Source organism: Streptomyces bottropensis ATCC 25435 (assembly GCF_000383595.1).
GTDB lineage: Bacteria > Actinomycetota > Actinomycetes > Streptomycetales > Streptomycetaceae > Streptomyces > Streptomyces bottropensis.
Genome location: NZ_KB911581.1, coordinates 3,776,919 through 3,800,273, shown reverse-complemented (window position 1 = coordinate 3,800,273; position 23,355 = coordinate 3,776,919). Strand labels below are relative to the sequence as shown.

Genomic DNA, 23,355 nt, shown 5'->3' with positions numbered 1-23,355 from the left:
GTGCGGCGGGCGCGTACGGGCAGGGGTGTGCGCGTGACGCGGCTGACACGGACGATGCCATGTGATCGACTTCCGCACCAGGGTGAGCCGCGGATCGACGGCTGCGTGAACATGTGCCGCCATCACGGGTGAACGGTAGTTGAACGGCTCACACGAATCGGCCGGGCGGTGGCAGGGTGAGCAGCATGGACGGTCGTGACCTGGTGCGTTCGGTGAAGGCGATCGGTTCGGCGGGGGTGGCTCAGGGGCTGCGGACCGTGCGGGCCGCGTGGCGCAGGAGGCGTGCCGACGCCGCCGCGTTGCCGGCGCGGGGCGCCGAGCGGGCTCGGGTGCCCGGGGCGGTGGTGGGTGTGGAGCCGGGCCCGGGCGGCGGGGTCGTCCGGTTCGGCCGGTCGGCGTTGCGGGTCACCGTCGATGTGAACGGGGCGGTGTTCTGGGGGTGGGACGGGGCCGGGCCCGAGCCGTCGTACGCGCTTGCGGGCCGGTGCCCGGAGCCCGATCCGCGGGCCGTTCTGGAGCCGGACAAGGACGGCGGCTGGCGGGTCGTGGCCGAGCGGGTGACGGTCGTGGTGTCGCGGCTCGGTGCCGTGGAGGTGCGTACGCCCGGTGGAGTGACGTTGCGGCGTGATCTGCCGCCCCGGTGGTGGGAGCCGGTCGGTGGGGGCGAGGGGCGCTGGGTGCAGCGTTCCGAGGTGGCGGCGGACGCGCGGTTCTTCGGGCTGGGGGGCCGGGCGGCCGGGCCGCGGTTGCGTGGCGGAACGTATCGGCTGTGGAACACCGACCCCGGCCGCCCGTTCGCGCCCGGTGACGATCCGCTGTGCCTGACGATGCCGGTGCAGATGGTGGTGGCCGACGCGGGCACGCATCTGGTGTTCCACGACACCACGTGGGACGGCACGGTGACGCTGCGGGAGGGCGCGGAGGGGGCCGGGTCCGGGCACGACCGGGCGGGGACGTCCGAGGTGCGGATGGACGGCGGTCCGCTGCGCTGCTGGGTGGTCGTGGGCACCCCCGCACGCGTGCTGCATGCCTGGGCCGCCCTGACCGGGGCTCCGGCGCTGCCGCCCGCGTGGGCGTTGGGACATCATCACGCGCGCCGGGGTTTCGGGAGCGAGCAGGAGGTGCGGCGGATCGTCGCGGGGTACCGGGAGCACGGTCTGCCGCTGGACGCAGTCCATCTGGACATCGACCACCACGACGCCAACCAGGTGTTCACGGTGGATGCGGAGAACTTTCCGAAGCTGCCGGATCTCGCCGACGAGCTGCGGCGGGACGGGATCCGGCTGGTGTCGATCGTCGACGCGGCGGTCGGGGCGCGGCCCGGCGACGCGGTGTACGACAGCGGGACGGCCGAGGACGTCTTCGTGCGGGATGCCGCCGGGCAGGTCGTGGGGGGTCTCGTGCGGGCCGGGAATTCGGTCTTCCCGGATTTCACGAGCCCGCGCACGCGCGCGTGGTGGGGCGGTCTCTACGAGGAGCGGCTGGCGCAGGGCTTCGCCGGGTTCTGGCACGACATGAACGAGCCCACGTCGTTCGCGGCGTTCGGTGAGAACACGCTGCCCCGGTCCGTCCGGCACGACCTGGAGGGCAGGGGCGGCGATCATCGCGAGGCGCACAACGTGTACGCGCTGTGCATGGCCCGTGCCGCGTACGAGGGGCTGCGTCGGTTGGTGCCCGAGGAGCGGCCGTTCGTCTTCTCGCGGTCCGGGTGGGCCGGCCTCCAGCGCTACGGGGGGACGTGGTCGGGGGACGTGGTGACGGGCTGGCCCGGGCTGCGGGCGTCGCTGTCGCTGGTGCTGGGGCTCGGTCTGTGCGGGGTGCCGTACTCGGGTCCGGATGTGGGCGGGTTCGACGGGAGTCCGTCGCCGGAGCTGTATCTGCGGTGGTTCCAGCTCGGGGCGTATCTGCCGCTGTTCCGTACGCACGCGGGTCTGCGGGCGGGGCGCCGGGAGCCGTGGGAGTTCGGGGAGGGGGTCGTCGGGCACGCGCGCGTGGCGCTCGTCGAGCGACGGCGGTTGCTGCCGTACTTCATGACGCTGGCCCATCTGGCGCGTCGTACGGGGGCGCCCTATGTGCGTCCGCTGTGGTGGGGGGCGCCCGAGGACCGGGCGTTGCGTGACTGCGAGGACGCGTTCCTGCTGGGTGACGGTCTGCTGGTGGCGCCGGTGCTGGATCAGGGTGTGGAGCGGCGTGCGGTGCGGCTGCCGCGGGGGCGTTGGTACGACACGGTGACGGAACGGGCGTACGAAGGGCCGGGGCAGGTACTGCTCGACGCGCCTGTGTCACGCATCCCGGTACTCGCGCGCGCGGGTGCCGTGCTGCCGGTCCGGGGCGCCGACGGCGGCCTGGAGCTGGAGGTGTGGGCACCCGCGCGCGGGCGGACGGGGGGCGGGCTCGTGGTGCCGGACGCGGGCGACGGCTGGGACGAGCCGGAGGTCGAGCGGTACACGGCGCGCTGGGAGGGGCCGCGTGTGGTGGTGGAGCGGGACGGGGACGAGGGCCCGGCCGAGCCCGCGTATCCCGTGCGGGTACGCGGGCTCGGCCGGGAGTGAGCCGGCTCGGCTCGAAGATGGGTTCGACTCAGATGTAGCGGCCGTCGAAGAACGCCTTGACGGCCAGGGTGTGCAGGGGGAAGGCGAGTTCGGTGGGCCTGCGCAGCAGGTGCCAGCCCTCCGTCTCGTCCGTCGCGACGGGCGGCGGCAGGGCTGCCGCCGGGCGCTCGGGGAGGAGCCCGAACAGCAGCAGATGGCCGTCGGGTGAGCTCATGGCGTCGGCGAGGCGTACGTCGCGGTCGGCCGCGCAGATGCCCGTCTCCTCCTTGAGTTCACGGACGACGGCGTGCCGCCAGTCCTCCCGGTGGTCGATGAAGCCGCCGGGAAGGGCGATGCCCCCGCGCGCGGGGGCGATGGTCCGTGTGATCACCACGAGGGCCGTGCCCTTGGTGTCGTACACGGGCTGGAGAGCCACCGCGACGGGAAGCGGATTGCGGTAGGCCACTGTGTGGCAGGCCGCGCAGGTGCGGGGCCAGCCGGACACGCCCTCTCCGTAGGGCGCTCCGCATCTCGAACAGTGAGAGTCCGGTGCGGAGTTGGCGGGTGGATGTTGGTTCGGGGGCACGCGGCGGACTGTATCCGATCATCTGCTCGTCGTCTCGCCGGGGCGGCTCAACGCGCCACATCGCCGCACGCGCGGGTCACCCGTGGTACGCGGAAGAGCCGGCCGGAACCACCCCCGTGGGCCCCGGCCGGCCCTCCCGATACTGCGACGCCGTCCGGGGCTCGTCGGTTCTCCCGTGACCTGCCCAATTCGAGATGCCCGTGGAAGAATTCTGACGGACCATCAGATCTGCTCGCCAGGGAGGGATTTTGTCGCGAATTCGCATACCTGTGGTCACCGGATGGTTCACCGGGGACGGCGAGGGGTTCAGGCTGCTCGGCACGCGCTGTTCGGCGTGCGCCTCGGTCTTCTTCCCCCGTGAGGACATCCGCTGCCGCAACCCGCACTGCTCCGGCGGCGACCTGGTCGAGGTCCCTTTGTCGCGCCGGGGCCGTGTGTGGTCGTACACCGACGGCCGGTACCGGCCTCCGTCACCCTACGTGTCCGATCCGGAACTTCCCTGGGAACCGTACGCGTTGATCGCTGTGGAACTGGCCGACGAGCGCCTCGTGGTGCTGGGACAGGCCGTTCCCGGGGTCACCGTCGCCGATCTGGCGGTGGGCATGGAGGTGGAGGTCGTCCCCGGTGTGCTGCACGAGGACGCGGAGACGACCTGGACGACCTGGCACTGGAGGCCGGCGGGGGTGGGGGCGTGACGGGCGAGGTGGCGGTGCTGGGCGCGGGCATGCATCCGTGGGGCAAGTGGGGGCGGAGTTTCGTCGAGTACGGGACGGCGGCGGCACGCGCGGCGCTGACGGACGCGGCGGTCGACTGGCGGGACGTCGGCTCGATCGTCGGCGCGGACACGGTGCGTGGGGGCTATCCGGGCTATGTGGCGGGGGCGACCTTCGCGAAGGCGCTCGGCTGGCAGGGAGCCCGCGTGACGAGCGTGTACGCGGCGTGCGCGTCCGGGGCCCAGGCGGTCGCCACCGCGCGGGCCCAGATCCTCGCGGGCCTCGCGGACGTGGTGCTCGTCGTGGGCGCGGACTCGGCCCCGAAGGGGTTCTTCCGGCCGGCCGGCGGCGATCGTGAGGACGATCCGGACTGGCTGCGGTTCCGGATCCTCGGGGCCACCAATCCGACGTACTTCGGGCTGTACGCGCGGCGGCGGATGGCGGTGCACGGGGACACCCCGGAGGACTTCGCGCGGGTCAAGGTGAAGAACTCCGCCCTGGGAGCGCTCAATCCGTACGCGCGCTACCGCAGGCGGGTCACCCCCGAGGAGGTCGCGGCCTCCGCCGTGGTGGCCGATCCGCTGCGGCTGCTGGACATCTGCGCGACCTCGGACGGGGGCGCGGCGCTGGTGCTGTCCAGCCTGGAGTTCGCGCGGCGGCACGGCGTGCGTGAGCCGGTGCGGATACGGGCGGTGTCCACGGTGACACCCCGCTATCCCAACACGGTGCTGGATCTGCCGGACATCGCCACCGACTCGGCGGTCGCGGTGGCCGCGCCGGAGGAGACCTTCCGGGCGTCGATCGCGCGGGCGGCGTACGAGGAGGCGGGTGTCGGGCCCGAGGATCTCTCGTTCGCCGAGGTCTACGACCTGTCCACGGCGCTGGAGTTGCAGTGGTACGAGGATCTGGGGCTGTGCGGCGAGGGGGAGGCCGCCAAGCTGCTGCGGGACGGTGCGACGGCCCTGGGCGGGCGGACCCCCGTGAACGCCAGTGGAGGGCTGGCCTCCTTCGGAGAGGCGGTTCCGGCGCAGGCGATCGCTCAGGTGTGCGAGCTGGTGTGGCAGTTGCGGGGCGAGGCGACCGACCGACAGGTCGAGGGGGCGAGAGTGGGGATCAGCGCCAATCAGGGGTTGTTCGGGCATGGGTCGGCGGTGGTCGCCGTTCGGTGATCACCGTCCGGTGATCCTCGGGGTGCGCTGGGCGCGCGGGGTGCGCGGTGTCTGTCGGGCCGTCGGGGCCGGCTCCGGGTCGCGCGCGGTCGGGTGCGCCCCGGAGCCGCTCTCAACCGTTGCCGTCCGTGTTCTTGACGCCCCCCGGGTGCCGGTGAACACTTCCGGGTGTCGGTCGGCATCGCCGCATTCGGGCCTCTTTGTGCACTGCCTGGCACTGCGCCGCTCGGGCCTCGCGCCCGTGCGACGGGCCACTCCCCACGGGCGATTCCGCTGCGACGGCACGCTCGTCACGGACGCCGGGCGGGGCGCGGGTCTGCCTGCCTTCGGCCGAAGTAGCCATGGGAACGCACCCTGCACGGAAGGTCCGGGGTCGATCGCTCCGGGCCGGGGCCAAGGAGCCGCCATGAGCAACGGAGACATATTCGTCGGTGAGGTCATCGGTACGGCGATCCTGATTCTCTTCGGCGCCGGTGTGTGCGCCGCCGTCACCCTCAGGTTCTCGAAGGCGAGGGCGTCGGGCTGGATCGTCATCGCGTTCGGCTGGGGCTTCGCCGTGCTGGCGGGCGCCTACACGGCCGCACCGCTGTCGGGCGGACACCTCAACCCGGCGGTGACGATAGGGATCGCGGTCGACACCGAGGTCTGGGACAAGGTCTGGGTGTATCTCCTCGGCCAGCTGGTCGGCGCGATGCTCGGCGCGGTCCTCGCCTACCTCGTCTATCTCGCGCAGTTCCAGGCGAACGTCCGCAAGGAGGGCACCACGGAGGGCACGGCGCACGAGCCGACGCCCACCCTCGGGATCTTCTCCACCATCCCGGAGATCCGGAATCCGGTCGCCAACCTGATCACCGAGATCATCGCGACGATCGCCCTCGTCCTGCCGATCCTCGCGTTCGGCCGGAACACGGGCATCGGCATCGGTCAGATCCCCGGCGAGGAGGCCGGGATCTACGGCTCCGGCATCTCGGTCCTGCTGGTGTCCTTCCTGGTCGTCGGTATCGGTCTCTCCCTCGGTGGGCCCACCGGCTACGCCATCAACCCCGCCCGTGACCTCGGCCCACGCATCGTGCACACGTTCCTGCCGATCCCCGACAAGGGCACCTCGGACTGGGGTTACGCCTGGATCCCGGTCGTCGGCCCTCTGGTCGGCGGTGCCCTGGCCGGCCTCGTCTACAACGCGGCCTTCTGACACGACCGACGCAGGACGTGCGGTGACGCAGGACGTGCAGTGATGCAGGACATGAGGGGACGCACGACGTGCAGGGACGCACGACGTGAGCCACCGTGAGACGTGAGCCGCCGCAGACGTGAATCGGCGTAGGACGTGAATCGCCGCAAGACGTGAAGAGACGTAAGACGTGAGGGGATGCCATGCCGGACAACGCCCAGAAGTACGTCGCCGCCATCGATCAGGGCACCACTTCGAGCCGCTGCATCATCTTCGACCACGACGGCGCGATCGTCGCCGTGGACCAACGTGAGCACCGCCAGATCTTCCCCAAGCCGGGGTGGGTGGAACACGACGCCACCGAGATCTGGTCGAAGGTGCAGGCGGTGGTCGCCGGGGCGATCGCCAAGGCGGGTCTGCGCGCCGAGCAGATCAGCGCGCTCGGGATCACCAACCAGCGGGAGACGACGGTCCTGTGGGACCGCGCGACGGGCATGCCGGTGCACAACGCGATCGTCTGGCAGGACACGCGTACCTCGGCGCTCTGCAACGAACTCGGGGGCACCGACGGCCAGGACCGGTTCCGTGAGCAGACCGGTCTGCCGCTGGCCAGCTACTTCTCCGGGCCGAAGGCCACCTGGCTGCTCGACAACGTGCCCGGCCTCAGGGGCCGCGCCGAACGCGGCGAGATCGCGTTCGGCACCATCGACTCCTGGCTGATCTGGAACCTGACGGGCGGCACGGACGGCGGCCGGCACGTCACCGACGTCACCAACGCCGGGCGCACCATGCTGATGAACCTGCGGACGCTCCAGTGGGACGCCTCGATCCTCTCCGCGATGAACATCCCGGAAGCGATCCTTCCGGAGATCAGGTCCTCCGCCGAGGTGTACGGCACCGCCGTGGGCCCGCTCGCCGGGGTACCGGTCGCGTCGGCGCTCGGTGACCAGCAGGCGGCGGTCTTCGGCCAGGCCTGCTACGACGTCGGCACGGCGAAGAACACCTACGGCACGGGCAGCTTCCTGCTGCTCAACACCGGGAGTCGGCCGGTCGCGTCGAAGAACGGACTGCTCACGACCATGGGGTACAAGATCGGCGACGAGGCGCCGGTGTACTGCCTGGAGGGGTCGATCGCGATCACGGGTGCCCTGGTGCAGTGGTTCCGCGACCAGCTCGGCATCATCGGTAGCGCCGACGAGATCGAGCCCCTGGCGCGGAGCGTCGACGACAACGGCGGGGCGTACATCGTGCCCGCGTTCTCGGGCCTGTTCGCCCCCTACTGGCGCTCCGACGCGCGGGGGGTCGTCACCGGACTGACCCGGTACGTCACGAAGGCACATCTCGCCCGCGCGGTGCTGGAGGCGACGAGCTGGCAGACGCGTGAGGTCGTGGACGCCATGTTCCAGGACTCGGGGGTGCGCATCACGACCCTCAAGGTCGACGGCGGCATGACCCGGAACAACCTGCTGATGCAGCACCAGGCGGACGTCCTGGACGTGCCGGTGATCCGGCCGCAGGTCTCGGAGACCACGTGCCTGGGCGCCGCGTACGCGGCCGGGCTCGCGACCGGGGTGTGGGACGGCCTCGACGAGCTGAAGTCGCACTGGCGCAAGGACGTCGAGTGGACACCCTCCATGGAGGCCTCCGTGCGGGACCGCGAGTACCACAACTGGCGCAAGGCGGTGGAGAAGAGCTTCGGCTGGCACGAGGACGACGTGCGCTGAGGAGGAGAGCGCCCGGGGGACCGGGGCACGCGCGCGTTCGTCCGCGCGGCACGCGGACCGTGGGTCCACGCGCGCGTGCCATGAGGCCACGGCTCGTACCCCGGTCGGCGGGGGTACGGGCCGTGCTTCAGGTGGTGGCCGGCTGGCGGTGGTCCGTCGCGTACCGCATCGCGTGCCGGACGACGGAGACGAGGACGTCCTTGACGGAGTCGCGGCGGCGGGCGTCGCAGAGCACGATCGGCACCTCGGGATCGAGGTCGAGGGCCTGTCGGACGGTATCGGCGGGGTAACGCGCGGCGTCGTCGAAGCAGTTGACGCCGATCACGAAGGGTATGGAGCGCCGCTCGAAGTAGTCGACGGCGGCGAAGCAGTCCTCCAGACGGCGCGTGTCCACCAGCACCACCGCGCCGAGGGCACCGGAGGCGAGCTCGTCCCAGAGGAACCAGAAGCGGTCCTGGCCGGGGGTGCCGAACAGGTACAGGACCAGGTCCTCGCGGAGGGTGATCCGTCCGAAGTCCATGGCGACGGTGGTGGTGGTCTTGTTCTCCACACCGCTGATGTCGTCGACCGGGCGGCCCGCCTCGGTGAGCACCTCCTCGGTGCGCAGCGGCTTGATCTCGCTGACCGCGCCGACGCAGGTGGTCTTGCCCACGCCGAAACCGCCGGCCACGAGGATCTTGAGCGTGACGGGCTCGACCGGAGGTGTGCCGCGCTCAGAGCGCCCGAGGATCATCGGTCCTTCTCCTGCTGGATGGTTGGCTGTCACGTATCCACTCCGCTCTCCGTGCTGTTCACAGCGCCCGGAGGCCGTTGATCACGTCGCGCAGAATGCTCTCGTCGACCAGCTCGGCGGGCGGGACGGGACGGGTGACGTGGACGAGTTCCTCGTCCACGAGGTCTCCGACGAGGACGCGGACGACCCCGACGGGAAGGTCCAGGTCGGCGGCCAGTTCGGCCACCGACTGGGGGGTGTCACGGCAGAGCTCGACGATACGGACGTGCTCAGGGGAGAGGGAGTGGTCCTCTTCCGGGTCGTCGACGTGCGGTTCCGTGACGACCACGGCGATCAGGTCGAGACGGTGCTGGATCGCGTGATTGGTCCGGCCGCGCGTCATCGCGTACGGACGCACCACTGGTCCGGCCTCGTCGTCGAACCAGTGGCTTCTTCCCTGACCGTCTCGGCTCATGCCGTCCCACTACCCGCCCTGGGGCACATCGGCGCGCGGGGCGGAGCCCAGATGCACGCCGACCCGCTTGACCAGGAGGGTCATCTCGTAGGCGACCTGGCCGATGTCGGCGTCGGCGTCGGCTAGGACGGCGAGGCAGCTGCCGTCACCGGCGGCCGTGACGAAGAGGAAGGCCTCGTCGAGTTCCACGACGGTCTGGCGGACGCTGCCCGCCTCGAAATGGCGGCCGACGCCCTTGGCGAGACTGTGGAACCCGGAGGAGACGGCGGCCAGGTGCTCGCTGTCCTCCCGGGTGAGGTCGGCGGAGACGCCCGTGGGCAGTCCGTCGCTGGAGAGCACGAGCGCCTTGCGGATACTGGCGACGCGCTGGACCAGGTCGTCCAGGAGCCAGTTCAGCTCCCCGGACGTGCCGGTCGCGGTGTGCCCATCGGCCTTCGGTGCGGTCATCGACCGTCCCCCTTAGTCGTTCCTCGTGGTGCTGAGACGTCCTGGGCGTCGTCGCCCTCGGCGTTCTCCTCGCGGCCGCGCCGCCAACCGTGCTGGAGCGAGGCCATACGGCTGCGTACCTCGTCGGCGTCGCGTTCGGTCGGCTCCGGGTGCCCCGCGGAACGGGACCTCTCGCGTTCGGCGCGCCGGTCGGGGCCGTCCTTCAACTGCGGTGCCAGATTGGCCTGTCGGACGCGACGGGGCAGCGGGCTCGGTGCTGATTCTGCCTGGTCGGTCGTCGTGTCCGCACGCGGGGTCGGCTCGCCCGAGCCGTACCGCGAGGTCATCGGGGCCGCGCCGCCCTCGGGGGTGGTACGGCGGCGCTGGGGCAGGACGGGGCCCTCGTACCCGCCCGGGGCCAGGGGGTCGGCGTGGTGTCCACCGGGGAGACCGCCGGGCCCGGGGCGGTCGGCTCCGGGGTGGGCCGGCGGTTCGGCGCGGTCACCGCGCAGGGCGCTGAGCGGCCTGGTGTCGGCGATCGGGCCGACGCCCGCCGTACGACCCTGCTCCGGCTCGTCCTCCGCGTGCCTCGGCCTCGCACCGGCCACCGAACGGCCGTGCGAGCTGACGAGATGCGGGGTCCGGCGCTGGGGCAGCGGGACCGGGCCGAGCGTCGGGTCGGGGTCGGTGAGAGGTGCCGGGCGTGCTTCGCCGTCGCGCGTCGGCTGCTGGTGCTCGTCGGCGACACCGGTGAGGGAGTGCCGGGGCCGGAACAGCCCGCCCCGCTCGGCGTCCTCGTCGCCGAGGGCGCCCGGGAAGCCGACCAGGGGCTCCCGGTCGACGGGGGCCTCCAGCTCCACCGGGCCGTCCAGGATGGCGGCGGAGAGGCCCGGGAGCCGCACCGGTACCTGGGAGAGCGCCGCGTTGCGCTCGTCCTCCAGCTCGGCCTCCCGGGTGGGGTGGGCGCGGTCGAGGCGGAAGCCGATGCCGTTGGTGTCGGGGACGTCGTCGGTGAGCAGGGCGTCGGGGATGAACAGCACGGCCGTCGTGCCGCCGTACGGGGAGGGCTGGAGGGAGACGCGGACCTTCTGCCGCTGGGCGAGCCGGCTGACCACGAAGAGACCGAGCCGATCGGTGTCGGACAGTTCGAAGTCGGGGGTCTCGGCGAGCTTGAGGTTGGCGTCGAGGAGCGCCTCGGCCGACATGCCGAGGCCCCGGTCGTGGATCTCCAGGGTGAAGCCGTTGGCGACGCGCTCACCGAGCACCTGTACGGCGGTGTGCGGGGGCGAGAACACCGTGGCGTTCTCCAGGAGTTCGGCCACGAGGTGGGTGAGGTCGGCGACCGCGGGGCCGGTCACGGCGACCCGGGGCAGCCGGCGCACCTCGATCCGCTCGTAGTCCTCGACCTCGGCGACGGCCGCGCGGACCACGTCCATCAGCTGGATGGGCTTGCGCCACTGCCGGGACGGGGCCGCTCCGGAGAGGATGACCAGGCCTTCGGCGTGGCGGCGCATACGGGTCGTCAGGTGGTCCAGGCGGAACAGGTCGGCCAGTTCGTCGGTGTCCTCGGTCCGGCGTTCCATGGTGTCGAGGAGGGTGAGCTGCTTGTGCAGCAGGACCTGGCTGCGGCGGGCGAGGTTGACGAAGACCTCGGAGATGCCGCTGCGGAGTTCGGACTGCTTGACGGCGGCCTCGACGGCCGCCCGCTGCAGGGTGTTGAGGGCCTGGCTGACCTCGCCTATCTCGTTCTTGTCGTACTCCAGGTGCGGGACCTCGGTCTCCACGTCGACCTGTTCGCCCGCGGCGAGCCTGCGCATGACGCTGGGCAGTCGCACCCCGGCGGTCTCGTGGGCCTCCTGGCGGAGCCGGCGCAGGTCGCGGATGAGGACCCGGCCGATGCGCACGGACATGAAGAGGGAGACGAGCAGGGCGAAGAGGCCGAGGACACCGGCGACGGCCGCCTTCAGGATGACGCTGGTGGCCAGTGGACTGACGCGGTCCTGGTAGCGGTCGCCCGCCTCGACGCTGAGGTCGCGGAGATCGGAGAGGACGGGCTCGACGGCGCTGTCCCAGGTCTTCGCGGTGACCCCGCTCGGCCGGCCGGGGTCGGAGGCGATGACGCCCTGTTCCACCGAGCGCAGGGGCGCGGTGTTCGCGTTCCGCCAGTAGCGGTGGAAGCGGTCGCGTTCGGCCGCGGGCAGCTGCGGCAGGCTGATCTCGTACAGCAGGGTGCGCTGGGCCACGAGGTCGGAGAAGTCGCGGATCTCGTCCTTGGTGATCCGGTTCGCCACGAGCACGGAGCTGAGCAACGCGTCCTCGCGGGAGAGGAGTTCACGGGCCCGGCCGACGTTGATCAGGGCGCGGCCCTGCTTGTCCATCTCCACGCTGTCGAGGGCGGGGAGGTTGGACAGCAGGGTGAAGCAGGGGTCGACGAGGTCGTTGTAGTGGCCGAGGGCCTTGGCGGCGCTGACGGTGCCGCTCTCGACGGTCGTACGCAGCGACGGCAGGCCGTCGAGGGCGTCCAGGATGGCCGTGAGCCGCAGCGAGGTCGTCTCGCCCATCTCGTCGCGCAGGTCGGCCTTCTGGGCGTGCTCGCGGAACTCGTCGACGGCCGCGTCCGTGGCGGACCGGCTGCGGTCGAGCGCCTTCAGCGCACCGGAGGCCCGGGGGTCGGCGAGGTAGACGAGGGTTTGGCGGCGCTCCTGCTGGAGCACACGGATGGTGTCCTCGGTCGGGAAGCCGACCTCCTCCACGATGTCCGCCACCCTGAAGAGGTCGCTCGCCTCACGGCCCGTCAGCACCGTGGCGAACGTCCAGACACCGGTCAGCGCCACCAGGGGCACGAGCAGCAGCGCCACGATCTTCCGGCGGATCGATTTCCCGCGAAAGCGCATGGCCTCCCCCAGCTCGACCCCCGCCAGGCCCGGGGGCACACATGTGCGTCAACAAACGGCGTGAGCCTACTACCGACTCACACGTATCTCGAAGCGCCGGAGGCACCTCCTCCGTACCCAAGGCGAACCGGACAGGGGGAGTTGTCCGTCCTTTGGGGGAGATTGCCTCCCTCCGTCAGGCAGTTGAAGCCACGGCATCCCGTCGGGGAAGTTGGCCGGTTGGCCGGATTTTTGCGTTCCACGGGAATCTTCGGCGCACGTCGATCGTCTTTCTGTACGGGAATTGGGGGCGGAACGGGCCACAGGCCACGCACGACGCTCCCAGGCGGCGTAAACCAGAGGAAGTCGGGCACCAGTGGGGGGCCGGGTCTCGCGATCCGGATCTGTTGGTCCACCGGCGGTGGGGAGTGACGAGTTGATGGGCACGGCGGAGCGGCGCATGGCGCCCGGGGACGGAGCGGCGACGCCCGAGAGGGCGGAGCGAAGCGCTCAGGAACCGGAGCGCGGCCTCCTGACGGGGGAGAGCATCGCGGTGAAGGTACGGGGGCTCTCCGCCCGTGGCGACGAAGAACGGGTGCATTACCGGCCGTTGTGGATCGAAGAACCGGCGCGCAGGCGGCGGTTGCCCGATCCGGTACGGACGGCGGCGGTGCGTGCGGTCCTCATCATCGCGGCGACCCTGGTCCAGGCGATGGTGGCGGTCCTGTGCACGCTGGCGGACTCGTGGCCGGCGTTCCCCATGGTGCTGAGCACCTTGGCGAGCGCGATCGCGGCGACCTGGGGCGTGCTGGACGTCTGGGTGACCCGCCAGGTGTGGAACCAGCGCAACGGCGTGATCTCCGCACCCAGCAGCACGGCGCGCTCGTTGCGGCGTGAGCGGCGGCGGGCCCGCCGCGAGGCACGGACGACGGAGCGCGCACAGGCCCGGATACGCCGGCGCGGTGGCGCCGGGCAGTTGTCGCACCCGTAGGACGACGCGTAGGACGACGGGGTGGGCCCATGTGAGGCGTGGGCCCACCCCGCATGCTCTCTCACCCCCTGCGCCCCCTCGCCGAAACCTGCGAACGTCCGCGTTCGGTCATGGCGTCGCGAGGGTGTCGGAAGGGTGGTGTGCTGGTCCCACCGGTCCGGTTTCTCGGAAGTCCAGGCTCCCGACCAGGCGTGTCGACTGTCACATTTGACCTCTCTTGGGCATAGAACGCGGTCTTCCGGTTAGGCGCACAGCCGCGAGGGCGCCTGCCTCACGGCGCTGACCAGGAGGAACGAGAGACATGCCCGAACTTTTCATCGGCGGAGCGTGGCGATCCGCGCTCGACGGACGGACGCGCGAGATCCGCTGTCCCGCCGACGGCAGCCTGGTCGCCGTCGTCGACGAGGCCGGAGCGAAGGACACCGTCGAGGCGATCACGGCCGCACGCCGCGCCTTCGACGAGGGCCCTTGGCCCAGCACGTCACCCGCCGACCGCGGTGACCTGCTGCTGCGGGTGGCCGATCTGCTCGTACGCGACAAGGACGCGCTCGCCCGCGCCGAGTCCCTCGACACCGGCAAGAGGCTGGTGGAGAGCGAGTACGACATCGACGACATCGCGAACTGCTTCCGCTACTTCGGACGCGCGGCCACGGCCGAGACCGGGCGGGTCGTCGACACCGGCCAGGCCGGCGTCGACAGCCGGGTCGTGTACGAGCCGGTCGGTGTGTGCGCGCTGATCACCCCCTGGAACTACCCCCTCCTCCAGACGGCCTGGAAGGTCGCCCCCGCGCTCGCTGCCGGCAACACCTTCGTGCTCAAGCCGAGCGAGCTGACCCCGCACACCGCGATCCACCTGATGCGCCTCCTGGAGGAGGCCGGGGTGCCCACGGGCGTGGCGAACCTGGTCCTCGGCGCGGGCCCGGAGGCCGGTGCCCCGCTCTCCGAGCACCCGGACGTGGACCTGGTCTCCTTCACCGGCGGACTGCAGACCGGGCGCCGGCTCATGGCCAACGCCGCCGCGAGCGTGAAGAAGGTCGCCCTGGAGCTGGGCGGCAAGAACCCGAACATCGTCTTCGCCGACGCCGACTTCGACGCGGCCGTCGACATGGCACTGACCGCGGTCTTCCTGCACTCGGGGCAGGTGTGCTCGGCGGGAGCCCGCCTCCTGGTGGAGGACTCGCTGCACGACCGGTTCGTCGACGAGGTCGTCCGCCGGGCGAAGGAGATCCGGCTCGGCGGCCCGTTCGACGAGTCGGCGCAGACCGGTCCGCTGATCTCGGCGGCACACCGCTCGAAGGTCGAGGAGTACGTCGCCCGGGGCGTCGCCGAGGGCGCGGTGCTGCGCTGCGGCGGCGAGCGACCGAGCGGCGACGCCTACGACCAGGGTTTCTATTATCTGCCGACCGTCCTGGACGAGTGCACGGGCTCGATGTCCGTGGTCCAGGACGAGTCGTTCGGGCCGGTGCTGACGGTGGAACGGTTCAGCACCGAGGACGAGGCGGTACGGCTGGCCAACGACACGATCTACGGCCTGGCCGGTGCCGTCTGGACGACCGACGAGGCCAGGGCACAGCGGGTCGCGGCCCGGCTGCGGATCGGCACGGTCTGGATCAACGACTACCACCCGTACGTGCCGCAGGCCGAGTGGGGCGGTTACAAGCAGTCCGGCTTCGGCCGCGAACTCGGGCCCGCGGGGCTCGCCGAGTACCGCGAGGCCAAGCACATCTGGCGCAACACGGCTCCCGCGCCCCAGGGCTGGTTCGCCTAGCTCCGCCCCTTCTCCCACACGGCGCCCCCGCGGCCCCGTACGGCCTGCGACGGCCCTTCCCTCTTCACGCCTGCTCCCGGGGCGCTCTCTCCCGCACCACGCCCTCCCCCGCCCTTCCGGCATCCGCAAGAGCCGCTCCCCCCTCCTCCCCAAGGCCCACCAGGAGTCCGCTCATGACGACCATCGAGCAACCCACCGGCCCCAAGAACGCCTCCGACGACACCGAGTTGACCGAGTTCGGCTACAAGCCCGAACTCAAGCGCACACTCGGCAACTTCCACACCTTCGCCGCCGGGATCAGCTACATCTCGATCCTCACCGGCACCTTCCAGCTGTTCTACTTCGGCTTCGCCAGTGGCGGCCCCGCCTACTGGTGGTCCTGGCCGATGGTGTTCGTCGGCCAGTTCATGGTCGCGCTCTGTTTCGCCGAGCTGGCGGCCCGCTACCCGGTCGCGGGCTCGGTCTACAACTGGTCGAAGAAGATAGGCAATCCGCATCTGGGCTGGCTCGCCGGCTGGATGATGCTGACCGCCTCCATCGTGTCGATCGCGGCGGTCGCGCTGGCCTACCAGCTGACGCTGCCGCAGATCTCCGACGTGTTCCAGTTCGTCGGGGACGGCACCGGCACGTACGACGTGGCGACCAACGCGGTCATCCTGGCCGCGGTGCTGATCGCGTTCACCACCGCGGTGAACGCCTTCGGCGTGAAGCTGATGGCCCGGATCAACACGGCGGGCGTGTTCATCGAACTGATCGCCACGGTCGTCCTGATCGTGCTGTTCGCCGTGCACATCACCCGCGGCCCGCAGGTGGTCATGGAGACCAACGGCACCGGCGACGCGTACGGCAACGGGTACCTGGGCGCGTTCCTCGTGGCCTCGCTGGCGTCCGCGTACGTCATGTACGGCTTCGACACGGCCGCCTCGCTCGGTGAGGAGTCCCTGGACCCGACCCGGAACGCGCCGCGCGCCATCATCCGGGCGATCATCGCCTCCTTCCTCCTCGGCGGTCTGATCCTGCTGCTGGCGCTGATGAGCGTCTCCAGCCTGAAGGGCGAGCAGCTGTCCACGGACGGTCTGCAGTACGTCGTGCTCAACGTGCTCGGCCCGACGGCCGGCAAGGCGATGCTGTGGTGCGTCCTGATCGCGGTCACCGTGTGCGCCCTGGCCGTGCACACCGCCGCCGTCCGGCTGACCTTCGCCATGGCCCGGGACAACAACCTGCCCGCCTCCTCGAAGCTCGCCAAGATCCACCCGCGTTTCCAGACGCCGGTGCTGCCGACCGTGATCATCGGTGTGCTGGCGCTGGGCATCCTCGTGGTCAACATCCGTCAGCCGCAGATCTTCACCGTGGTGACCAGCATCGGCATCATCATGATCTACCTGGCCTATCTGGGCGTCACCGTACCGATGCTCGTGGCGCGGCTGCGCGGCACGTGGCAGCCGGCCGGGGACGGCAGGTTCTCCCTGGGCCGCTGGGGCGTCGTCGTGAACATCCTCGCCGTCGTGTGGGGCGCGGGCATGACCCTCAACCTGATCTGGCCGAGGGCGGCGGTCTACAACGCGGCCGCCCCGTTCCACTGGTACCTGCAGTGGGGCGCGGTCCTCTTCGTCGGGATCATCGCCGGCGGCGGCTTCGCCTACTACTGGTTCATCCAGCGGCACAGGACCGGTGTGCTCGCCGAGCACCGCGTGGTCGCGGACGCCGGGCCCACGTCTCCGCCCGTACCGCCCGCCGCCCCGGTCGCCGCTCCGGCGGGCGACTGAGAGCCGCTTCCCTCCCCCGGTCAGACACGGCACAACGGCACGGCAGCACAGCAACGCAGAAGGGCGACCCCCATGAAGGCAGACGAATTCGACTACGTCGTGGTCGGCGGCGGCACCGCGGGAAACGTCGTCGCGGCCAGACTCTCCGAGGATCCGTCGGTCACGGTGTGTGTACTGGAAGCGGGCCCCAGTGACGTCGGAGACGACGACGTCCTGAAACTGGAACGCTGGATGGGCCTGCTGGAGTCCGGCTACGACTGGGACTACCCGGTCGAACCGCAGGCCGGCGGCAACAGCTTCATGCGGCACGCGCGGGCGAAGGTCCTCGGCGGCTGCTCCTCCCACAACTCGTGCATCGCCTTCTGGGCGCCGGCGGAAGACCTCGACGACTGGGCGGCAGCGGGCTGTACGGGCTGGTCCGCGGCCGACCTCTTCCCGCTCTACCGGCGCCTGGAGACCAACGACGCGCCCGGCGAGCACCACGGGCGCTCCGGACCGGTGAAGCTGCGCACCATCAAGAGCGAGGACCCGTGCGGCAACGCGCTGCTGGAGGCGTGCGTACAGGCGGGTATCCCGACGACGCCGTTCAACACCGGGACGACGGTGGTGCGGGGCGCCAACTGGTTCCAGATCAACTCCGACGAGAACAACATCCGGCAGTCCTCCTCGGTGGCGTATCTCCACCCGATCATGGGCAGGCGCCCCAACCTGGAGGTCCGCACCGGGGTCCGCGCCAAGAAGCTGGTGCTGGAGGGACGTCGCTGTGTCGGCGCCGAGTATCTGGACCCGGACCTCATCCACACCCGGACGGTACGTGCCCGCCGTGAGGTCGTCGTCTCCTGCGGCGCGATCGACACCCCGAAGCTCCTCATGCTCTCCGGCATCGGCCCCGCCGAACAGCTGCGCGAGGTGGGCGTGGACGTGGTCGTGGACTCGGCGGGCGTCGGCGAGAACCTCCAGGACCACCCCGAGGGCGTCATCATGTGGGAGGCCGCTCAGCCGATGCCCACCGAGTCCAACCAGTGGTGGGAGGCGGGCATCTTCTACGACACCGAACCGGGCCTGGACCGGCCCGACCTGATGTTCCACTACGGGTCCGTGCCGTTCGACATGAACACGGCCCGCCACGGCTACCCGACCTCCGAGAACGCGTTCTGTCTGACGCCGAACGTGACGCGGGCGAGGTCCCGGGGCACCGTACGGCTGCGCACCCGCGACTACCGGGACAAACCGAAGGTCGACCCGCGCTACTTCACGCACGAGCACGACGTGCGCGTGATGACGTACGGCCTTCGTCTCGCCCGGCAGATCGCGGCGCAGCCGGCACTGAGCGGCTGGGCGGGGGCCGAGCTGGCGCCCGGGCCCGACGTGCGGAGCGACGAGGAACTGCTCGACTACATCCAGAAGACCCACAACACCGTCTACCACCCGGCCTGCACCGTGAGGATGGGCGCGGACGACGACGCCTCGGCGCCCCTGGACGCGCGACTGCGGGTGAAGGGGATCGGGGGGCTGCGGGTCGCGGACGGGTCGGTGATGCCGGATCTGGTGACGGTGAATCCGTGCATCACGACGATGATGATCGGCGAGAAGTGCGCGGATCTTTTGAAAGCCGACGCCTGAGGAGGAGGGTGCCTGGGGGCGCGGGGCGACTGCGGGTCCGTGCCGGCTGGTCGCGCAGTTCCCGCGCCCCTTCAGGGCGCGGTCGTGGTGGGCCTCTTGTACATGCGTGTCGCCGTGATCTCGGTGTGCGCCGCCTCCCCCGCCTGGGGCTGCTTGGGCAGTCCCGGGCGGAGGTGTTCCTCCACGCTGATGTACTTCAGGCCCGCCCTCAGGTCTGCGTCGTTGCGCAGGCGGATCACCAGCGGGAACTCCGCCAGTGCGGTCGTGTCGAAGAGGCCGGTGGTGTAGAGGAGCTGGACGCCGAGCGCGTCCGAGACGGCGCGCTGGAGTTCCAGCAGGTAGGTCGCGTTGGCGCGGCCGATGGGGTTGTCCAGGAACAACGTGCCCGCGTGCCGGTGCTTGTCCCGCCCCCGGTCGTTGCTGCGGAGCGCGGCCATCGTGCAGTAGAGGGCGATGGCGGCGGTGAGCAGCTGGCCCCCGGAGAAGACGTCGCCCATCTGCCCGACGGGGACGCGCTCGGCCCTCAGCACGGCGTCCGGCTTGAGGATCTCCACGGCGATGCCCTTGGGCTGGAGCGCGGCTCCGACACCCCGCAGCAGCAGGGACATGCCGTCCCGGCGCATGTCGGAGTTCTTCTTCACGGCCGCGCGGGTCGCCTCGTCGACGACCTCGCCGAGCCGCTCGGTGAGGGTGGCCTGGTCGGGCTCCTCGAAGCGGATGCGCAGGAACTCCTGGCCGGACCACTCCCCGAGGCCCTCGGGGAGCCTGGACAGCCGCTGGGCGGAGCGGAGCGTGGCGAGGGCCGATTCCACCAGGCCCCGCAGCCGGTCGACGATCGAGTCCCGGTTGCGTTCCAGCTGGGCCAGCTCGTCCGTGAGGACCCTGAGGCGGGGCGCGAACGCGTCGGCCCACTTCTGGGCGTGCTCGGGGAGCGAGGCCGCGGGCAGCTCGCGGATCTGCTGGCGGGCGGGGGTGCGGACCTGCTCGTAGCGCGTGGAGTTGGCGTGGCGCACGAGGATGTCACTGGCCTCGCGTACGGAGCCCTCGGCGGCGGACAGGTCGGCGGCGCACCCACGCAGGGAGCGGCGGGCCTCGGCGGCGGCCCTGCGTGCCTCCTCGGGGCCGCCCGGGTAGGGCTCGGGCTCCTCCTGGTCGTCGTCGGTGGAGTGGTCGCGCAGGAGGTCCCGGAGCAGGGCGGCGGTCTCGTCGAAGCCGCCGGCCGCGTCCTCGGCGGCGCGGTGGGACTCCAGCAGCTCGGCGTGGGCCTCGCGGGCCCCGGTCAGCGCCTCGGCCCGGGAGGCGAGTTCGGCGGTGGCGGTGCGCAGCAGGGCCTGGGCGTGCTCGGCGTCGCGCGGGAGCAGGTCCTCGGGCAGCTCGGTGTGCGCGTCGCCGTCCTCGGGGGCGTGGCGCTCGGCCTCGCCGCGCAGCCGCCCGAGCTGCTCGCTCGACAGGGACACCCGGCTCTCCAGGAGCTGGACGAGTTCCTCGGCGCGGGCGACGGCGGCCTGCCGGGAGGGCGCGTCGGAGCCGTCGGGGGACTGCAGCAGCTGTTCGGCACGGTTTCGGACCTTGTTGGTCAGCCGGCCGAGTTCGGCGATCGCGGAACTCTCGTCGCTCTCGGCCCGCGCCTGCTCGGCGCGCAGGTCGGCGCCGACGCCGACCTTCTCGTAGACCTGGGACGCGGCCCGGTAGGCCTCGCGGAGGGCCGCGAGGGGGTGCCTGGGCGCGTCGGGGTCGCTCTGCGGTACGTCGTCGGGGGCGCCCGCGATCTCCGCGCGCTCGGCGCGCAGCGCACGCGCCGTACGGCGGGCGTCGTCGGCGGCGCGCTGGGTGGCGCGGCGGTCCTCGTCGGCGGCGCGGGCGCGCTCCAGGCAGGACTGGGCGCGGGCCTCGGACTCGGCGGCCTCGTCGGCGAGTTCGCGCAGCTTGACCTGCCAGCCGGCGCGCTCACGCAGCCGGTAGGCGAGTCCGGCGAGGGCGTCGGCGGCGCGGCGGGCCTTCTGTGCGGCCTCCTGCCGTTCGTCGCGGACCTGGGCCGCCTCGGCCGCCGCTTCCTCGGTCTCGGCCCGGACGGTCCGTGCCTCCGAGAGCTCCGCCTCGGCCTCCTCGGCGAACGCCCGTGTCTCCCGCGCCGCAGCGGCCAGCTCGGTGAGCCGGCCCGCCGGGCATCCCGTGCGCCACGAGGAGAGCCGGGCCGCCAGCTCCCGGTCCTTGCCGAGCCGGGCCGCCAGCCGGCGGATCTCCTCGTCCCGCTCGGTCGCCCGCGCGCGCAGCGTCCGGCGCTCCTCGTCGGCGGCGTGCTCGTCGTGCATGGCCGGGTTGGGCGGGACGAGGAACACGTCCGAGGAGGAGCCGTCACCCGCGTCGACCGGCGGGGTCGGGGCCAGCAGGGCGGCCGCCGTGCCGACGGCGACGGCGGACCTCGGCAGCAGTGCCGCCTCGCTCAGTGCCTCGCGGGCCCGGGCGTGGGAGGCCGGGTCGGTGATGATGACACCGTCGACCAGCTCCGGGCGGGCGGCCAGCACGCGCGCGTGGTCGACGGGGTCCACGGCCTGGGCGAGGTAGCGCCAGCCGGGCAGGGCCGGGATGCCGTGCTCGCCGAGGAACTCGACCGTGGCCAGGACGTCGGGGCCCGGCGGCAGCAGCCCGCCGTCGCCGAGGGCACCCAGGATGCGGGAGTCGTCGGCCGCGGCGGTGCGCAGCTCGAAGAGGTGGCGCTCGGCGGACGTCACGTTGTCGTCGAGGAGTTCACGCAGTTCGTCGGCGAAGCGGTCCAGCTCCTCGGGGGTGAGGGGGCCGGTGGCGAGTTCGCGTGGGACGGCGTCGGCCGCGGAGCGCCGGGCGCGGGCGGCGGGCACGGAGACGGCGCCGGTGGCGGGCCGCGTGCCGTCGTCGGCGCCGCTGTCGGCGTCGGCCTCGGCCCCGCCCCGGCGAGGCCCCGGCACGCCGCCCGTTCCCCGGCCGGAGGCAGCTGGCAGGCTCAGCAGCTCCGCCAGCCGCTCCTCCCCCGCCAGGGCCTCGGCCGTGCGGCGCTCCCCGTCGTAGGCCCGCTCGGCGGCGGTCGCCGCGTCCGCCGCGCGGGCGGCCGTCAGCTCCGCCCGGGACTCGGCGGAGGCGGCCTCCCGGGCGTGCTCGGAGGCGCGTCGCGAGGCCTCACGTGCGGTGTCCCAAGCGGCCACGGCCGTCTTCTCGGCGTCGCTCGCGGCGAGGGCGGCGCGGGCCGGATCGGCGTCGGGCGCGGTGTCGTCGAGCCAGCCCGCGCGGACGGCCTCGGCGGTCTCCTGCTCGACCTCGCTGAGCCGCTGCCTGAGGTGCCCGACCTCGCTGCGGGCACGCTGCGCCTCGGTGGCGGCGACGGTCGCGTCCCGGTGGGCGGCCTCACCGACCTCTTGCAGGGCGGCCGACTTCTCCTCGCCCTCGTTCGCCAGGTTCTCGGCGCTCCCGGCGGCGGCGTGCAGAGCGCGGACGAGGTCGACGGCGGCCTTGGCGCGGGCGGCGAGCGCGGGTGCCGCGTCCCGTTCGGCCTCCTGGATGGCCGCTGCCACCCGGGCGACGCGGTCGGCGGCGGCCCGGTGCCTGAGCACGGCCTCGGCGGCCTGCCAGGCGGCGTGCAGGGTGCGCGCGTCGGCCAGCTCCCGCTTCTGCGCGGCGGCCGCCTTCTCGGCGGCGGCCAGCGCCAACGATGCGTGCCGGTAGGCGAGTTCGGCCGCGATCAGTGCGCTGCGGTCACGGGCCCCCTCGCAGTGGGTCACCGCGTACGCCGCGGCGGTGGTCCGCTGGGCGAGGTCGGTGCCCCGCAGCCGCTCCCGGGCGGCCCGCGCCGAAAGGCGTCGTGCCAGGGTGCGTGTGCGTCGCTCGGCTCCCGCGTGGATGTCCCGGGCCCGTGCGCGGCCCTCGGCGGCCTCGACGATCCGGCCCAGCAGATCCACGGACCCCGCGGTGAAGTCCCGCTCGGCGATCAGCTCCGCCCGCCGCCCGAGCTTGTCGCCGAACCCGCCGACCAGGTCGGCGAGCCCGTCCGTGTCCCGAGTGTCGGTGACGGCCCGCAGCAGCAGGTCGGTGAAGTCGGAGTCCTTCTTCACCGCGAAGAGTCCGGCGGCCTCGCCCTCGTCGGCGTTCATCTCCCGCTGGTAGCGGAAGAGTTCCGGGTCGAGGCCGAGGTCGGTCAGATGCTCGTTCCAGCGGTCGTGGATCTCCTCCCAGTGCACTTCGAGGTGCGGATACGCCTTGCCCGCCTCGGTGAGGGCGTCCCGGAAGCCCTTCATGGTCCGCCGCCGGCCCTGCGCGCCGGAGGCGCCCTCGACGGGCGGGCGGACGGTGGTGGACTCGGCCACGGGCAGGTTGTCGAGGCTCAGCCCCGGACCGGGCCGGAAGGAGTACCAGGCCTCGGCGAACTTCCGCGGGTCGCCGGAGACCTGCCGGCCCCGCCACTCGCTCACCTTGCCCACGACGACGCACTCGCCGGTCAGCGTGTGCTGCCACTCCAGGGCGACGTGTCCGCAGTCGTCGGCCAGCAGGAACTTGCGCAGCACACCCGAGCTGGCGCCGCCCAGGGTGTTGCGGTGGCCCGGCAGCATCACCGAGAAGATCAGCTTGAGCAGGACGGACTTGCCGCCGCCGTTCTCCAGGAAGAGGACGCCGGCGGGTGCCGGCCGGCGCGGCGGCCCGGTGGGCTCGTCCTCGAAGAACTCCGCCTGCTGCGGCGCGGGGTCGGGCACGTGAGCGCCGACACCCCGCAGATCCAGCACGGTGTCGGCGTAGCGCGCACCGGCCGGCCCGATGGAGTAGAGGCGGACCCGGGACAGCTCGTACATGGCGGCGGACTTT

The 23,355-nt window shown here is 72.1% G+C and carries 15 protein-coding genes; 9 read left to right on the top strand and 6 right to left on the bottom strand.

All coding sequences use genetic code 11. The annotated features are described in order from the left end of the window. The first annotated feature begins 185 nt into the window (after positions 1-185). Positions 186-2,552, top strand: a complete 2,367-nt coding sequence (locus STRBO_RS0116780; protein WP_005485628.1) for a glycoside hydrolase family 31 protein — start codon at positions 186-188, stop codon at positions 2,550-2,552. A 28-nt stretch (positions 2,553-2,580) separates the two neighbouring features. Here STRBO_RS0116780 and STRBO_RS0116775 read toward each other — a convergent pair whose 3' ends face one another. Beyond that, positions 2,581-3,117, bottom strand: coding sequence for an NUDIX domain-containing protein (locus STRBO_RS0116775; protein ID WP_028796694.1), 537 nt, complete (start codon positions 3,115-3,117; stop codon positions 2,581-2,583). Between the two features lie 269 nt (positions 3,118-3,386). Between STRBO_RS0116775 and STRBO_RS0116770 the strand changes: the two genes are divergently transcribed. From STRBO_RS0116770 to glpK, 4 genes are all read left to right on the top strand, one after another. Continuing rightward, complete coding sequence (locus STRBO_RS0116770; protein WP_005485626.1) at positions 3,387-3,812, top strand: Zn-ribbon domain-containing OB-fold protein; 426 nt, start codon at positions 3,387-3,389, stop codon at positions 3,810-3,812. After that, positions 3,809-4,999, top strand: a complete 1,191-nt coding sequence (locus tag STRBO_RS0116765; RefSeq protein WP_005485625.1) for a lipid-transfer protein — start codon at positions 3,809-3,811, stop codon at positions 4,997-4,999. Before STRBO_RS0116770 ends, STRBO_RS0116765 begins: the two co-directional genes overlap by 4 nt. 406 nt (positions 5,000-5,405) lie before the next feature. Continuing rightward, positions 5,406-6,191, top strand: coding sequence for an MIP/aquaporin family protein (locus STRBO_RS0116760; protein WP_005485624.1), 786 nt, complete (start codon positions 5,406-5,408; stop codon positions 6,189-6,191). 182 nt (positions 6,192-6,373) lie between these two features. Further along, positions 6,374-7,894: a glycerol kinase GlpK gene (glpK, locus tag STRBO_RS0116755; RefSeq protein WP_005485623.1), complete on the top strand. Its 1,521-nt coding sequence runs from the start codon at positions 6,374-6,376 to the stop codon at positions 7,892-7,894. Between the two features lie 127 nt (positions 7,895-8,021). On the opposite strand, the gene STRBO_RS0116750 is transcribed toward glpK, so the two are convergent. The 4 genes from STRBO_RS0116750 to STRBO_RS0116735 are packed head-to-tail and all read right to left on the bottom strand — an operon-like array spanning position 8,022 to position 12,401. Then, positions 8,022-8,627: a GTP-binding protein gene (locus STRBO_RS0116750; RefSeq protein ID WP_020114487.1), complete on the bottom strand. Its 606-nt coding sequence runs from the start codon at positions 8,625-8,627 to the stop codon at positions 8,022-8,024. Positions 8,628-8,685: 58 nt separating this feature from the next. Next, a complete protein-coding gene (locus STRBO_RS0116745) occupies positions 8,686-9,081 on the bottom strand; it encodes a DUF742 domain-containing protein (RefSeq protein ID WP_005485618.1) in 396 nt (131 codons plus the stop codon). Positions 9,082-9,090: 9 nt separating this feature from the next. Further along, the gene (locus tag STRBO_RS0116740; RefSeq protein WP_005485616.1) at positions 9,091-9,528 is read right to left on the bottom strand and encodes a roadblock/LC7 domain-containing protein; all 438 of its coding nucleotides are present in this window, start codon (positions 9,526-9,528) and stop codon (positions 9,091-9,093) included. Continuing rightward, entirely contained in the window at positions 9,525-12,401 is a 2,877-nt protein-coding gene (locus STRBO_RS0116735) for a sensor histidine kinase (protein WP_005485615.1), read from the bottom strand. Before STRBO_RS0116735 ends, STRBO_RS0116740 begins: the two co-directional genes overlap by 4 nt. A 418-nt stretch (positions 12,402-12,819) precedes the next feature. On the opposite strand from STRBO_RS0116735, the gene STRBO_RS41675 reads away from it, so the two are divergent. From STRBO_RS41675 to STRBO_RS0116710, 4 genes are all read left to right on the top strand, one after another. Further along, positions 12,820-13,371: a hypothetical protein gene (locus tag STRBO_RS41675; RefSeq protein ID WP_078531635.1), complete on the top strand. Its 552-nt coding sequence runs from the start codon at positions 12,820-12,822 to the stop codon at positions 13,369-13,371. Positions 13,372-13,672: 301 nt separating this feature from the next. After that, positions 13,673-15,139, top strand: a complete 1,467-nt coding sequence (locus tag STRBO_RS0116725) for an aldehyde dehydrogenase family protein (protein ID WP_005485611.1) — start codon at positions 13,673-13,675, stop codon at positions 15,137-15,139. A 173-nt stretch (positions 15,140-15,312) separates the two neighbouring features. Then, entirely contained in the window at positions 15,313-16,905 is a 1,593-nt protein-coding gene (locus tag STRBO_RS0116715; RefSeq protein ID WP_005485608.1) for an APC family permease, read from the top strand. A 72-nt stretch (positions 16,906-16,977) separates the two neighbouring features. Further along, positions 16,978-18,528 carry a GMC family oxidoreductase gene (locus STRBO_RS0116710; protein ID WP_005485607.1) on the top strand — a complete coding sequence of 517 codons (1,551 nt, stop codon included), beginning with the start codon at positions 16,978-16,980 and terminating at the stop codon, positions 18,526-18,528. Between the two features lie 71 nt (positions 18,529-18,599). Here STRBO_RS0116710 and STRBO_RS0116705 read toward each other — a convergent pair whose 3' ends face one another. After that, positions 18,600-23,342 carry a hypothetical protein gene (locus STRBO_RS0116705; protein ID WP_020114483.1) on the bottom strand — a complete coding sequence of 1,581 codons (4,743 nt, stop codon included), beginning with the start codon at positions 23,340-23,342 and terminating at the stop codon, positions 18,600-18,602. Positions 23,343-23,355: the final 13 nt, after the last annotated feature.